At 67.5% G+C, this 12,689-nt stretch carries 17 protein-coding genes; 6 read left to right on the top strand and 11 right to left on the bottom strand.

Going from position 1 to position 12,689, the window contains the following annotated elements:
* Positions 1-47: 47 nt before the first annotated feature.
* Positions 48-1,238 (top strand): phosphoglycerate dehydrogenase, encoded by a 1,191-nt coding sequence (gene serA / locus FOJ82_RS13205; protein WP_143938941.1) that lies wholly within the window; start codon positions 48-50, stop codon positions 1,236-1,238.
* Positions 1,239-1,257: 19 nt separating this feature from the next.
* On the opposite strand, the gene hisN is transcribed toward serA, so the two are convergent.
* Genes hisN through FOJ82_RS13185 form a run of 4 tightly spaced genes read right to left on the bottom strand, consistent with a single transcriptional unit; the run spans position 1,258 to position 4,914 of the window.
* Positions 1,258-2,049, bottom strand: a complete 792-nt coding sequence (gene hisN / locus FOJ82_RS13200) for a histidinol-phosphatase (protein ID WP_143938940.1) — start codon at positions 2,047-2,049, stop codon at positions 1,258-1,260.
* Between the two features lie 29 nt (positions 2,050-2,078).
* Positions 2,079-3,059 (bottom strand): ribosome small subunit-dependent GTPase A, encoded by a 981-nt coding sequence (gene rsgA, locus FOJ82_RS13195; protein ID WP_143938939.1) that lies wholly within the window; start codon positions 3,057-3,059, stop codon positions 2,079-2,081.
* Positions 3,059-4,321 (bottom strand): 3-phosphoshikimate 1-carboxyvinyltransferase, encoded by a 1,263-nt coding sequence (gene aroA / locus FOJ82_RS13190; protein ID WP_143938938.1) that lies wholly within the window; start codon positions 4,319-4,321, stop codon positions 3,059-3,061. Before aroA ends, rsgA begins: the two co-directional genes overlap by 1 nt.
* Positions 4,321-4,914, bottom strand: coding sequence for a DoxX family membrane protein (locus FOJ82_RS13185; RefSeq protein ID WP_185975790.1), 594 nt, complete (start codon positions 4,912-4,914; stop codon positions 4,321-4,323). The genes aroA and FOJ82_RS13185 overlap by 1 nt, the downstream gene beginning before the upstream one ends.
* A 58-nt stretch (positions 4,915-4,972) precedes the next feature.
* Between FOJ82_RS13185 and FOJ82_RS13180 the strand changes: the two genes are divergently transcribed.
* From FOJ82_RS13180 to FOJ82_RS13170, 3 genes are all read left to right on the top strand, one after another.
* On the top strand, positions 4,973-5,662 hold the full coding sequence (locus tag FOJ82_RS13180; protein ID WP_143938936.1) for an SOS response-associated peptidase: 690 nt from the start codon (positions 4,973-4,975) through the stop codon (positions 5,660-5,662).
* A gap of 130 nt (positions 5,663-5,792) precedes the next feature.
* Positions 5,793-6,422, top strand: a complete 630-nt coding sequence (locus tag FOJ82_RS13175) for a sigma-70 family RNA polymerase sigma factor (RefSeq protein ID WP_185975789.1) — start codon at positions 5,793-5,795, stop codon at positions 6,420-6,422.
* Positions 6,422-6,694 (top strand): zf-HC2 domain-containing protein, encoded by a 273-nt coding sequence (locus tag FOJ82_RS13170; protein WP_246099883.1) that lies wholly within the window; start codon positions 6,422-6,424, stop codon positions 6,692-6,694. Before FOJ82_RS13175 ends, FOJ82_RS13170 begins: the two co-directional genes overlap by 1 nt.
* A 57-nt stretch (positions 6,695-6,751) precedes the next feature.
* Here the strand turns inward: FOJ82_RS13170 and FOJ82_RS17060 are convergent, their stop codons facing one another.
* Positions 6,752-6,826, bottom strand: coding sequence for a 50S ribosomal protein bL37 (locus tag FOJ82_RS17060; RefSeq protein ID WP_143938999.1), 75 nt, complete (start codon positions 6,824-6,826; stop codon positions 6,752-6,754).
* Positions 6,827-6,941: 115 nt separating this feature from the next.
* Between FOJ82_RS17060 and FOJ82_RS13160 the strand changes: the two genes are divergently transcribed.
* Positions 6,942-8,372 carry a sensor histidine kinase gene (locus FOJ82_RS13160; RefSeq protein ID WP_143938934.1) on the top strand — a complete coding sequence of 477 codons (1,431 nt, stop codon included), beginning with the start codon at positions 6,942-6,944 and terminating at the stop codon, positions 8,370-8,372.
* Positions 8,373-8,380: 8 nt separating this feature from the next.
* On the opposite strand, the gene FOJ82_RS13155 is transcribed toward FOJ82_RS13160, so the two are convergent.
* Positions 8,381-8,632, bottom strand: coding sequence for a WhiB family transcriptional regulator (locus FOJ82_RS13155; RefSeq protein WP_143938933.1), 252 nt, complete (start codon positions 8,630-8,632; stop codon positions 8,381-8,383).
* 175 nt (positions 8,633-8,807) lie between these two features.
* Here FOJ82_RS13155 and FOJ82_RS13150 point away from each other — a divergent pair, with 175 nt between their 5' ends.
* Entirely contained in the window at positions 8,808-9,197 is a 390-nt protein-coding gene (locus FOJ82_RS13150; RefSeq protein WP_143938932.1) for a hypothetical protein, read from the top strand.
* On the opposite strand, the gene FOJ82_RS13145 is transcribed toward FOJ82_RS13150, so the two are convergent.
* The 5 genes from FOJ82_RS13145 to FOJ82_RS13125 form a co-directional block, all read right to left on the bottom strand.
* Positions 9,198-9,611 carry a pilus assembly protein TadG-related protein gene (locus FOJ82_RS13145; RefSeq protein WP_143938931.1) on the bottom strand — a complete coding sequence of 138 codons (414 nt, stop codon included), beginning with the start codon at positions 9,609-9,611 and terminating at the stop codon, positions 9,198-9,200. It lies immediately after the preceding gene.
* Position 9,612: 1 nt separating this feature from the next.
* Complete coding sequence (locus tag FOJ82_RS13140; protein ID WP_143938930.1) at positions 9,613-10,065, bottom strand: hypothetical protein; 453 nt, start codon at positions 10,063-10,065, stop codon at positions 9,613-9,615.
* Between the two features lie 461 nt (positions 10,066-10,526).
* The gene (locus tag FOJ82_RS13135; RefSeq protein ID WP_143938929.1) at positions 10,527-10,916 is read right to left on the bottom strand and encodes a hypothetical protein; all 390 of its coding nucleotides are present in this window, start codon (positions 10,914-10,916) and stop codon (positions 10,527-10,529) included.
* A 429-nt stretch (positions 10,917-11,345) separates the two neighbouring features.
* Positions 11,346-12,512 carry a galactokinase gene (gene galK, locus FOJ82_RS13130; protein WP_185975788.1) on the bottom strand — a complete coding sequence of 389 codons (1,167 nt, stop codon included), beginning with the start codon at positions 12,510-12,512 and terminating at the stop codon, positions 11,346-11,348.
* Positions 12,512-12,688 (bottom strand): DUF6104 family protein, encoded by a 177-nt coding sequence (locus tag FOJ82_RS13125; protein ID WP_143938928.1) that lies wholly within the window; start codon positions 12,686-12,688, stop codon positions 12,512-12,514. The genes galK and FOJ82_RS13125 overlap by 1 nt, the downstream gene beginning before the upstream one ends.
* Position 12,689: the final 1 nt, after the last annotated feature.

Genomic DNA, 12,689 nt, shown 5'->3' with positions numbered 1-12,689 from the left:
GGCCGCCGAGATGGTGAACGCCCGCTCGCGGAGTAGACTCCGCGCCTGTGAAGATCCTGTTGCTTGAGAACATCCACTCCGAAGCTGTCCGCGTGCTCAACAACCGCGGCTACGAGATCGAGACCGCGTCCGGCGCCCTGGGCGAGGACGACCTGATCGAGGCCCTCGACGGCGTCGACATGCTGGGCATCCGTTCCCGCACCAACGTGACGCGACGCGTGCTCGAGGCCGCGCCGCAGCTGAGCGCCGTCGGCGCCTTCTGCATCGGCACGAACCAGATCGATCTCGAAGCGGCCTCGGACCACTCCGTGGCGGTCTTCAACGCCCCGTACTCCAACACCCGCTCCGTGGTGGAGCTCGCCATCGCGGAGATCATCGCAATGGCCCGTCACCTCACCGACCGCAACCGGGACATGCACGCCGGACTGTGGGACAAGTCGGCCACCGGTTCCCACGAGGTCCGTGGCCGCACACTCGGCATCGTCGGCTACGGCAACATCGGCTCGCAGCTGTCGATCGTCGCCGAGGCCCTCGGGATGCGCGTCTACTTCTACGACCTCGCCGACAAGCTCGCGCTCGGCAACGCCAAGCGCGTCGGTTCGCTCGAGGAACTGCTCGAGGTCGCCGAGACCATCTCGCTGCACGTCGACGGCCGCTCCAGCAACAAGGGGTTCTTCGGGGCGGAGCAGTTCGCCCAGATGCGTCCCCGTTCGCTCTTCCTGAACCTGTCCCGCGGCCAGATCGTGGACCTCGACGCGCTGCACGACGCCCTCGACAGCGGCCACCTGGCCGGTGCCGCCATCGACGTGTACCCGTCGGAGCCGCGCAACAAGGGGGAGGAGTTCGTCTCCAACCTGCGCGGCATGCCGAACGTGATCCTCACCCCGCACGTCGGTGGCTCCACGCTCGAGGCGCAGGAGGACATCGGTCGCTTCGTCGCCGGCAAGCTGGGCGACTACGACGCCCTCGGCAACACCTCGATGTCGGTGAACTTCCCCGAGGTCGCCGCGGCCGAGGTGACCACACGCCGGGTGGTCCACCTGCACCAGAACGTGCCCGGCGTGATGGCCCGCCTCAACTCCGCCCTCGCCAACCACGACATGAACATCGGGTCCCAGATGCTGGCCACCCGCGGCGAGATCGGGTACGCCGTCACCGACATCTCCGGTGACAGCTACGACGGGCTGCTGGCCGAGCTGTCGGCGCTCGACGAGACCAAGCGCGTCCGCATCCTCTGAGCCGTGCCGGGGTCCTGGGTCACTCGCCCAGGGCCCCCATCACTGCCTCGTGCAGGTGGCCGTTGGTGGCCAGGGCGCCCGGTCCCCAGGGACCGGTGGTGCCGTCCAGGTTTGTGAAGCTGCCGCCCGCCTCGCGGACGATGATGTCCAGCGCGGCCATGTCGTAGAGTTCCAGGTCCGGCTCGCAGGCGATGTCCACGGCGCCCTCCGCCACGAGCATGTAGCTCCAGAAGTCACCGTAGGCGCGAGTGCGCCAAACCTGCCGCATCAGGTCCACGAATCCCTGTCCGCGGCCTGAGTCGACCCACTCGGAGAGCTCGGAGAAGGACAGCGACGCGTCCTCCAGTGCGGCCACCCGACTGACGCTGATGTCCTTGGCGTTCATGATGGACTTGCCGGTGAACGCACCACCGCCGGCGCTGGCCCACCAGCGGCGCTGCAGCGCCGGGGCCGAGACCAGACCCGCAACGATCTCGCCGTCGTCCTCGAGACCGATCAGGGTCGCCCACACGGGTACCCCACGCAGGTAGTTCTTGGTGCCGTCGATGGGGTCGATGATCCAACGTCGGGTGGAGTCCCCGGTGTCGGCGAACTCCTCACCGTGGACGGCGTCGCGCGGACGGGTGCGTGACAGGGTGCGCCGGATCGCCTCCTCGACGGCCGTGTCGGCCTCGGTGACGGGGGTGTTGTCGGGTTTCTGGTCGAACCGGAGGTCCTGCGCCCTGAACCTGCTCATGGAGAGCGAGTCGGCGTCATCGGCCATGACGTGCATGAGGCGGACATCGTCGTTGAGAGATCTCGATTGGGCCATGCTCCCAACCTATCGAAGCCCGGCGAGGGCTAGGAGAAGGCGCGCTCCATTCTGCGGAACGACGTCAGCCGGGACCGGTCCAGGCGGCCCTCCTCGACTGCCTTGTCGAGGCCGCAGTCGATCGAGTCGGTGGTGTGCTTGCAGCCGCGGGGGCAGTCCGCGGTGAGCTCTGCGAGGTCCGGGAAGGCGGCGACGAACGACTCGGGCCTGACGTGGCTGATGCCGAAGGACCGCACACCGGGCGTGTCGATGATCCAGCCGCCCTGCGGCATCTCGATCGCCATGGCGGAGGTGGAGGTGTGGCGGCCCTTGCCTGTCAGGTCGCTGACCTGTGCGGTGGCGCGACCGGTGCCCGGGACGAGGGCATTCACGAGCGTCGACTTGCCCACGCCGGAGTGCCCGACCAACACCGTCCGATGGTCCCGGAGGATGTCCAGGACGTGCGTGAGGTCCATGCCCGGCCTGGTGACCACGATCGGGACGCCGAGCGGCTCGTAGGCGTTCACGAGTTCGTCGGGGCTGGCGAGGTCGGCCTTGGTGAGGCAGAGGATGGGGGCGACGCCGGCGTCGAAGGCGGCCACGAGGATCCTGTCGATCATGCCGGTGCGCGGGGGAGGGTCGGCCAGGGCGGTGACGATCATCAACTGGTCCGCGTTTGCGACGATCGGGCGCTCGAAGGTGTCGGCGTCGTCGGCGCTGCGACGCAGCATCGTGGTGCGGGGCTCCACCTCGACGATCCGGGCCAGCGTGCCCTCGTGGCCGGTGGTGTCGCCGTCGAGCTTGACCGAGTCGCCGACGATGATGCCCTTGCGGGAGATCACCCGTGCCCTCGTCGCGGTGACGTGGGTACCGTCGGCGGTCTGGCAGCGGTAGCGGCCACGGTCGACGGTGACCACGCGGGCGATGGGGGCGTCGTCGTAGCTCGGGCGCTCCTTGGTGCGGGGACGGCTCCGCTTGCGCGGCCGTTCGAAGGCCGCGTGGTCGTCCTCGTGGATTCCGCCGTGGGCCATCAGCCGTTCACCAGCGTCGACCAGTCCCGCTCGAAGTCAGGCATGGTCTTGCCCACGCACTCGAGGTCGGTGACCGTTATTCCGGGGATCCGCAGGCCGAGGATCGCCGCGGCGTGAACCAGCCGGTGGTCGGCGTAGGTCTCGAACGGCTGCCGGTAGGTGCCGCCGCCGCCGGTGATGACGATCCCGTCCTCGGTCTCGGAGGCCTTGATGCCCAGCTGGGTGAACTCGTTCACGAGGGCCGCCAGCCGGTCAGTCTCGTGCCCGCGGATGTGGGCCACGCCGCGGATCCTTGACTCGCCCTCGGCGAGCGCCATGAGCGACGCGACCACGAGGGTGAGTTCCGAGCCGGCGTGCAGGTCGACGTCGACGGCGCGCAGCTTGTCCGGACCGGTGAGCGTGACCGAGTCCCCATCGCGGGTGATGGTGGCGCCCATCTCCTCGGCGACGTCGAGGAAGATCATCCCCGGCTGCAGGCTCTCTGCGGGCCAACCCGGAATCGTGACCGTGCCGCCGGTCGCGGCGGCGGCAGCGAGGAACACCGACGCGTTGGTCAGGTCCGGCTCGACGCGGGTGTCGACGGCGGCGATCGGCCCGGGGGCGACGCGCCAGGTGACCTCGTCCACCTCCGTGACCTCGACGCCACGACCGCGGAGCATCTCGACCGTCATTGCGATGTGCGGACGCGAGGGCAGGCCCTCGCCGTCGTGCCGGAGCGTGAGTCCGTCGCTCAGGCGGGAACCGATGAGCAAGAGGCCGGAGACGAACTGGCTGGTGGCGGTCGAGTCGACGGTCACCTCGCCGCCGCGGCCCAGCGGTCCGGTGACGGTGAACGGCAGGCGGTCGGCATCGACGTCGGCGCCGAGCCGGCGAAGCCCCTCGAGGATCCCGGCCATGGGACGTTCGCTCGCGTGCGGGTCCCCGTGGAACGCGGTGGCGCCGTCGGCGAGCGCCGCCAGCGGGGGGACGAACCGCATCACGGTTCCGGCCAGGCCGCAGTCGATGCTGTGCTCGGCCGCGTGGAACGCGGTGGGCGGGGATACGTGGAGGGTGTCGGACCCCTCGGTGGAGACCTCGACGCCGAGCGCGCGCAGGGCCTCGACCATCAGGTCGCTGTCGCGGGACTTCAGGGCACCGACGATGGTGCTGGGGCCGTCGGCGAGGGCAGCCAGAACCAGCGCCCTGTTGGTCTCGGACTTGGAGCCGGGGACCTGTGCCCGGCCGGTGACGGGGGACAGGGCGTGGGGAAGCAGGTGGGTCATCAGGAAACCACGGACTCCAAGGACTTGCGGGTGCTCTTGGCGAGCTTGTCGGCCTGCTTGCGCGCCTTCTTCGCGGTCTTGCGGGCCTTGCGGGAGAGCTTCTCCGTGGTGTGCGAGGCCTGCTTCTCCACCTTGTCGATGGTGTGGCCGGCGCGCCAGGACAGGCTGGGGTTGCCCTGCAGGTCCTGGCTGGCGAGCAGAGTGCTCCCGAGCAGTGCCATCTGGGTGAGCACCTGCGGGCGGGCCGCCTTCTTCTCCGCCTTCCCGGCGTCCTTGGGAGGCATGGCGATGGCGATGTTCAGGACGCTGGCCTTGGCGAGCAGGAGCGCACCCAGTCGGCGGCCGATTCCGGTCGCGAACATGGCTCCGCCCGCGATCTGGGCGGCGCCCCCGATGCGGACCCACGTCTCGGCATCCTCGGGCACCCACGACGAGTAACCGGCGGGCGCCACGCGCTGAACGAGCGGCGTCACCTTCTCCGTGAAGTTCTCGGCCTCGGCCGCGGATTCGGCGGGCTTGGTCACCTTGTTGATGCCGTCCACGATGAACGTGCCGGCGATCAGGCTTCGGGCGATGAAACGCAAGAGACTCATGCCCCCAAACATACCCACTCGCGAGTCCGTGCGAACCGCTCAGGCATAGATTGGGCACATGTGCGGACGCTACGCAGCCACTGCCAACCCTGACGAGCTCGTCGAGGAGTACGACATCTCGCTGGTCACCGACGACGGGGCCGAGGCGTGCGCGCCCCGCTACAACATCGCCCCCACGGACACCGTGCCCGCGGTCGTGGAGCGGCTCGACGACGGGGGTGCGGTGCGCAAGCTCGTGGGTCTGCGCTGGGGGCTGGTGCCGAGCTGGTCCAAGGATCCCTCCGGAGCGGCCCGCCTGATCAACGCGCGGGTGGAGACGGTCGCTCAGAAGCCGTCCTTCCGGAAGGCCTTCGCCGCGCGCCGCTGCGTGCTGCCGGCGCTCGGATACTACGAGTGGCGTCCTGAGACCGAGGGCGGCAAGGCGGTGAAGCAGCCCTACTTCCTCCACCCGCAGGAGTCGCACACCCTCGCGATGGCGGGAATCTACGAGTTCTGGAAGGGACCCGACGGCTGGCTCGCGACGGCGTCGGTGATAACCACCTCGGCCACCGACGAGACCGGATGGCTGCACGACAGGATGCCGATGACCGTGTCCGACGTCGACGCGTGGCTCGATCCCACCCTCGATGACCCGGGGAGCGCCCGCGGCCTGCTGCAGCCGCCGTTCGACCTGGCGCCGCGTAAGGTCTCGCGCGCGGTGAACACAGTCGGCAATGACGGGCCCGCGTTGGTGGCCGAGATCGTGTGAGGCAAGCCCGGATTCCTGACCGGGACGGGAATACCGGACGGGGTGGGGGCGTTGACTGGTCATGGTCACGACAGTCGCGCCCCCGCGTCGGTTGGGCTCGTTCGGGTGGTCGGAGGTATCGTCCTACCTGATGAACATCGAGGCAACCGACGAGAAGGTCTCGACGGCTGACGCAGCGGCGTCGGACGTCGACCAGATCGCCGCGTTCGAAACCGAGGCGCTCAGCCACATCGACCGGCTCTACTCCGCTGCGCTGCGGATGACCAGGAACCCGGCGGACGCCGAGGACGTGGTTCAGGAGACCTACGCCAAGGCGTTTCAGGCGTACAAGACCTTCACCCCGGGCACCAACCTCAAGGCGTGGCTGTACCGGATCCTCACCAACACCTACATCAACCAGTACCGCAAGGCGAAGCGCTCGCCCCAGACCAGCGGCGACGCCGACGTCGACGACTGGCAGATCGCGCGCGCGGCGTCGCACGACTCGACCGGGCTGCGCTCGGCCGAGATGGATGCACTGGACCAGACCCCCGACCAGACGGTCAAGGAAGCCATGGAGCAGTTGCCGGAGAACTTCCGGCTCGCCGTGTACCTGTCCGACGTCGAGGGCTTCTCGTACAAGGAGATCGCAGAGATCATGGGCACGCCGATCGGAACCGTGATGAGTCGCCTGAACCGGGGACGCGCGCAGTTGCGCAAGCTGCTGGCCGACTACGCCGCGGAGCGCGGCATCGCCCGCGCCCGGGAAGGAGGGCGGTGATGTCCGACCCCGCCATGTCGAGCCACGACCACGACGAGCTCGACGAGTGCGTCCGGGCGCTCGAGTCCGTCCACGCGTTCCTCCACAACGAGCTCCTCGAGGCCGACGCGGACATGATCCGCCACCACCTGCACGCCTGTGAGCGATGTATGGAGAACTTCGAGATCGAGTCGACGATCACCGAGATGATCCAGCGCAGCCAGGTGCCCGCCGCGGCACCCGTCACCCTGACTTCGCGGATCACCCGACTCAGCGTTCGTCGTCGGGCCTGATCCAGCCCCGGAACCAAGAAAGCCCCCGCGAGATGCGGGGGCTTTGGCATTGTTCGGTCAGGCGTTGGGACGCTTGCCGTGGTTTGCCTTGTTCTTGCGTCGATCGCGACGCTTACGGCCTCGCTTGCCCATGGCTGCCTCCTAAGTTCTGGTGAGTGCTGGTCCATTCTGCCAGAGGTGAGCCGCCAAACTGAAACAGGAGGGGCCGGGTGGGCGCCGGTGGGTGCGCTTCTGGCAGAGTTGCGCCATGGCCAATGGAGACATTCACGCGTTGTCGGACACCGAGTGGCTCGACGCCTTCGTCGGACAGTGGCACCTGCTGTCCGACCTCAGTTTCTCGGACCTGCTCCTGTGGCTCCCCGACGAGGAGTTCGACTCCTTCACCTGCGTCGCGCAGATCCGTCCCGTCACGGGCCCCACGGCGCTCGAGGATGACGTCACGGGCGAGGTGCTCGAGTTCGAGCCGGACAACCCGGTTCTGGTGGCCTACCTGACGCGTGAGATGTCGGAGACCAGCGACAACGAGTTGAGCGCGGGCATCCCCGTCGACGTGCTCGCAGTGCCGGTGATACGCGGTGACCGCTGCATCGCGGTCATGGAGCGCCACACGAACCAGATGGGGGTGCGGGCCGTGGGTGCCCTCGAGGAGAACTACCTCGAGGCCGCGGAGGTGCTGACGAAGATGGTCCTCGAGGGCAACTTCCCGCTGGCACCGCCCAGCGACAAGGCGCTCGAGCCGAAGGCCGGGGACGGTGTGGTGCGGGTCCAGCCCAACGGTTCCATCACCTACTCGTCGCCGAACGCCGTCACCGCCTTCCGCCGGATGGGTGTGGAGCACGACATCGAGGGCGAGAACTTCAGCGACCTGGTGGCGTCCATGTGGGAGGGGGTCGAGTCGGTCGGGCAGACGCTGATGGCCGACCTCCAGGCCCAGCGGAGCGTGGTGTTCGACATCGAGCGGCCGCGGGCTTCGATGCGGTTCGTGCTGCTGCCCCTGGTGGTCAAGGGTGAGACCGAAGGGATGCTGGTGCTCTGCCGCGACACCACGGACCTGCGCCGGCGGGACCGGATGCTGGTGACCAAGGACGCGACGATCAGGGAGATCCACCACAGGGTGAAGAACAACCTCCAGACCGTCGCCGCGCTCCTGCGGATGCAGTCCCGACGGCTGACCTCGCCGGAGGGCAAGGAGGCGCTGCGGGATGCTAACCGGCGGGTGTCCTCGATTGCGCTCGTGCACGACACGCTGAGCCACAGCTTCGACGACGACGTCGCCTTCGACCAGATCTGCGACAGGATCCTGCGGATGGCGGGAGACCTCGCGGCGGCGTCGGGAACGGTCGACGCCCGACGCGTGGCCAGTTTCGGGGTCGTGCCCTCGGAGGCCGCGACCTCCCTGGCGATGATCATTACCGAGCTGGTGCAGAACGCGGTCGAGCACGGTCTGGGAAGTGGGTCGGGGAAGGTCGAGGTGCGTCCGCAGCGCGTCGGGCCGAACCTGACGGTTGACGTCCTCGACGACGGCGCGGGCCTGCCGGAGGACTTCGAGCTGGGTCAGCAGACCAGTCTGGGACTGGCGATCATCTCAACACTCATGAAGGACCACGGTGGGACCCTCGAGCTCCGGAACCGCGAGGATGGCCCGGGCGCGATGGCCCGGATCAAGCTCACGTTCTGACGGAGGGCTCAGCTGTTGCGGAGGCGGGAGCGGGCGGCGCGACGCTTGATGGCGCGGCGCTCGTCCTCGCTCAGGCCACCCCACACGCCGTGGTCCTGGCCAGCCTCGAGTGCCCAGGCCAAGCACTGCTCTCGCACCTCGCAGCGCTGGCAGATCTTTTTCGCATCCTCGATCTGCTGGAGTGCGGGGCCTGTGTTGCCTACGGGGAAGAAGAGTTCGGGATCTTCCGTAAGGCAGGCAGCCTTGTGGCGCCAATCCATCTGTGTGGCACTCCTTCTACAGAGGTGGGTCCGCCAACGGGCGGGTGTGAGCGAACAGAACTTACCCCCGGGAACCAAGATAAACAAGTATCCGACCCAAAGTGGGGACGTTGCGCAATTCGTGCGGGCGCGCGTCCCGGTTGCCTCGGGAACTCGCCTTCGGCAGAGTACCAGCATGCAAACAGAATCCGGGCCGTCTCATCTCGTGTCGTTGTGGACCGCCCTTGTCGGGGCGGGCCTCGTGGGCCTCGTGGTCATCGGATTCGGGATCGCCTCCGTCGCGTCGGACCATGCCGTGTTCAGCTGGGGGATCGGCCTGTTCCTGATCGTCTACGGGGCGTTCGTCTGCCTCGGGGCGTGGCTCGGGTGGAAGCGGAACTCGCTGGCGCGAGGTCTCATTGTGGCACCTGCGCTGCTGCACATCGCCATCGCCGTGAACCTGCTGACCGGAGGGGACACGCCCCAGAAGGTTGGTGCGGGCGCCGCCCTCGTGGTGCTGCTGGCCACCGTCGTGGCGGCGGTGCTGCCCAGCACCCGGGAGGCGCTCGAGACGAAGGGCAGCTAGTCAACGCTCGGCACCGTCGACGACGGTGTGCACGCTCGCTGCGCCGCGACCGTGGATCGGCAGTTCGTTGACGCCCATGATGCCCAGGAACAGCGTCTCGTAGCGACCCGTGACTCGAACTGTGATGACTCCCGCATCCAGCGACACCGTGCCCGTCAGGTCTGACGCCTCGACGTAGGCTGTGGCGGCCTGCCTGGCGTTGGACGTGTTCGGCTCCGGGCGAGATCCCGGGCCCGCATGCAGGTACTGCCCTCCGGCGCGGGCCGCCTCGGCCGCCACAGCCCGGGCGGACTGCTCCGCCGCAGCATGGCCCGCGAAGTCGACACCCAACCCGACGATGATCACGAATGCGGGGATCACCATCGCGGCCCACACCGCGATGGAGCCGCGCTCGGTGCATCGCCGGGTCCCCATGTCAGTCCTGCTCCACTGGAACGTTCAACACCTGGATCTCGGCCACGGTGAGTTGCTCCGGGGGAGTGGTTAGCTCCATCTCGATGGTGCCGGACTCCCCGATTCCGCTCCAGTTGACCTCCCAGTGGGTGGTGGCGCTGATCTGGTAGTCGCCGTCGTCGGTGTAGCGGTACCCACAGGTGGGGGACTTGATGTCGGTGGTCCCCATCCCCGTGTACTTCGTACCCTTGCCGCACGTGACGGTGTCCCCGTTGCCCATGTCCCAGACGACCTCCGTGACCTGCGCCGTCGCGGTGACGGTGTATCCGCCGGCCGATGCTGATCTCGTGATCGGTCCGAATGTCTCAGCAGATGCGTCGGATACCCACATCCACACGTTCCAGCCGATGATCCCGATGGATTCGGGTGACTGCTTAGTAGTGTGCGGGTACGAGCCGATGTCGATTGCGGTCATGTTCATCTGTGAGACCGCCCGCTGCGCCAAGACTTCTGGATCCGGAGGTGGGACTGGATCCGCGTTCTCGAGCCAGAATTCGAAGCGCACGATTCCGGACGGCGCGATGCACTCAGCGATAAGTCCATTAGTTCTGTTGTGCCACATCGTGTCGGTATGAGGCGGTTGAGGGTCCGCTACGCGCACGTAGCAGTTCTTGTCCGCGTGCCACCATCCGAATTTACCACTGCAAGGTATGACCTCCATGGCATAAGTGCATGTGACAGTCGAGGATCCGGCGTCTACGGGGTGGCCGGATCCTTCGCCCGGCTCTTCTCCAGGATTGACAACTTCGAGAACGCACTTTCCGTGCCTGTTATATTTTGCGCACTCGGCGCCGGTGTCTCCGAATGCTGGCACCGAGCCAACAATAAGGGAGAGGAGCCAAGCAGCGGTGACTGTCAGTATGTGAATTCGGCGAATCATACTCTGCAACCGTCCACGAAGTTGGTAAGGTCTCCGACGATCCAGCTCCCCGCCGGAGAAACGGCGTTGATGGCCCATGAAATCACCGGTACCCGGTCAGGGGAGAGAATCGACTGCCCAGTATCTTGGTCGATGACGTCAGATTGAGTTGAGTCGCTGCAGACCCGCACCTCAACGGTTTTCTGCCCTTCGCTTTCGAGCACTTCCCCGACTGTCAGAATACTCCAATCGACTTTTCCCACTTGAACCGCGTTCATCTCTCGGTACTCAATCAACTCTCCAAGGTAAGTGTCCTGGGTGCTCCCGACAGTGATGTCAGCTAAGGGTTGGAGTGACAGGTCTGGGTTCTGAGCCAACTCGTTTGAAAGACGGAAGAACTCGTTCACGACGTCACGGGCAGCCCGCTGGTCGGCGTCGAGGGTCTCGGACGGGCTTGGGGAGGGTGACGGCTCGGGAGACGCGCTGGTGGGGGTTTCGCTGGGCGTGGGTGTGGTTGCGGCGGACGTGGCGCTCGGCGTCGGGCTGGGGGTCGGATCAGCCTCGGGTGTGCATGCGGACAGGAGACCTAGAGTCACCATGAGTGTGGTGATCGCTGCGCTGCGTTTCATGTACTGCTCCACTGATCCGGGGAAACCGACGCACCGAATCCTGCCAGTCCGCGGGATCACAACCCAGCCGCCAAGGTTCAGCCTGTGGATAACTCGCCAGAGGGTCGGCAAGGGGTGGATGAGCAGACGAGCGTGCGCTCGGCTCCGGAGACGAGCGCACGATATTGACCAGCGTCGACGCAGGCGCGCCGAACGGGCAACTCGGCCTCAGGCCAGGCGGCCAGCTCCCGGTGACGGGGTCGCGATGAACCATTCCGGTGCTCCGAAGCCAGCTGCTGCGAAGGCGTCGGCCACGTTGCGGCCGATGCCGTCGCCCTCACCGGTGCGGCACAGGGCGATGATGCAGCCACCGAAGCCACCGCCGGTCATGCGGGCTCCCAGGGCGCCGGCGGAACGGGCGGTGTCGACCGCGAGGTCGACGGTGGGGACGGTGATCTCGTAGTCGTCGCGCATCGATGCGTGGGACGCGTCCAGCAGGGGAGCGAGGTCCGCGAGGCGACCGTTCATGGCGATCTGGAAGGCCTCCACCGTCCGGGCGTTCTCGGTGACGACGTGGCGCACGCGCTTGCGCATGACCTCCTCGTCCAGCTCGCCGAGTGCGGCCTGCAGGTCCTCGACGTCACGCAGGGCCGGAATGCCCAGCTTCGCGGCTGCTGCCTCACAGGTGGCGCGCCGCGCGCCGTACTCGCCATCGACGTGGCTGTGGGGGGTCTTGGTGTCCAGGACCAGCACCTCGAGTCCCTGCTCGGTCATCGGGAGCGGGACCAGTGAGGACTCGAGTGAACGACAATCGAGGAAAAGCCCCGCGTCGGCCTCGCACAGCGTGCTCGCAGCCTGGTCCAGGAGCCCCGTGGGGGCACCGACGTAGGCGTTCTCGGCGAGGCGCGCGACCTTGGCCCGCTCGACGGGATCGATGTCCAGTTGGAAGAGGTCCACGAGGGCCGCCACGACGGCGCACTCGATGGCGGCCGAGCTGGACAGCCCTGCCCCCAGCGGGACGTCGGAGGTGAGCACCAGGGTCGCTGCGCCCACCTCGGCCCCGGACTCGCGCAGCGCCCACACCACGCCGGCGAGGTAGGCGGACCAGCCCTCGGCGCCGGGTGCGAGGTCGCCGAGCGCGACCTCGACGGTCTCATCCAGTTCGAGCGAGTGCATCACAACCAGGTCGTCGTCGCGACGGCCCGCGGCCACGACGGCCTTCTGGGACAGGGCGAAGGGCAGCACGAAACCGTCGTTGTAGTCGGTGTGCTCCCCGATGAGGTTGACCCGCCCGGGTGCGAACCAGAGACCCTCGGCCTGCTCGTTGGTGAGTTCCGCGTACTTGGAGCGCAACCCCTCGAGGTCCAGTCCTGCACCGATCAGTTGGTCCGTCATCAGTCCTCCGGGTCATCCAGCCGGGCGAGCCAGGAGCCCAGCCGGTCAATCGTCGATTCGAACTCGGGGTTGAGGTCCACGAACGTGCGCAACTGCTCGGACAGCCAGCCGAACGTGATGGACTCGTCGCCCCTGCGGTCCTCGAGTTCCTCGAGGCCGCGATCGGTGAAGTACATC

Source organism: Tessaracoccus rhinocerotis, from assembly GCF_007197885.1.
GTDB classification, from domain to species: Bacteria; Actinomycetota; Actinomycetes; order Propionibacteriales; family Propionibacteriaceae; genus Arachnia; species Arachnia rhinocerotis.
This window is presented reverse-complemented; position numbering and strand designations above follow the sequence as displayed.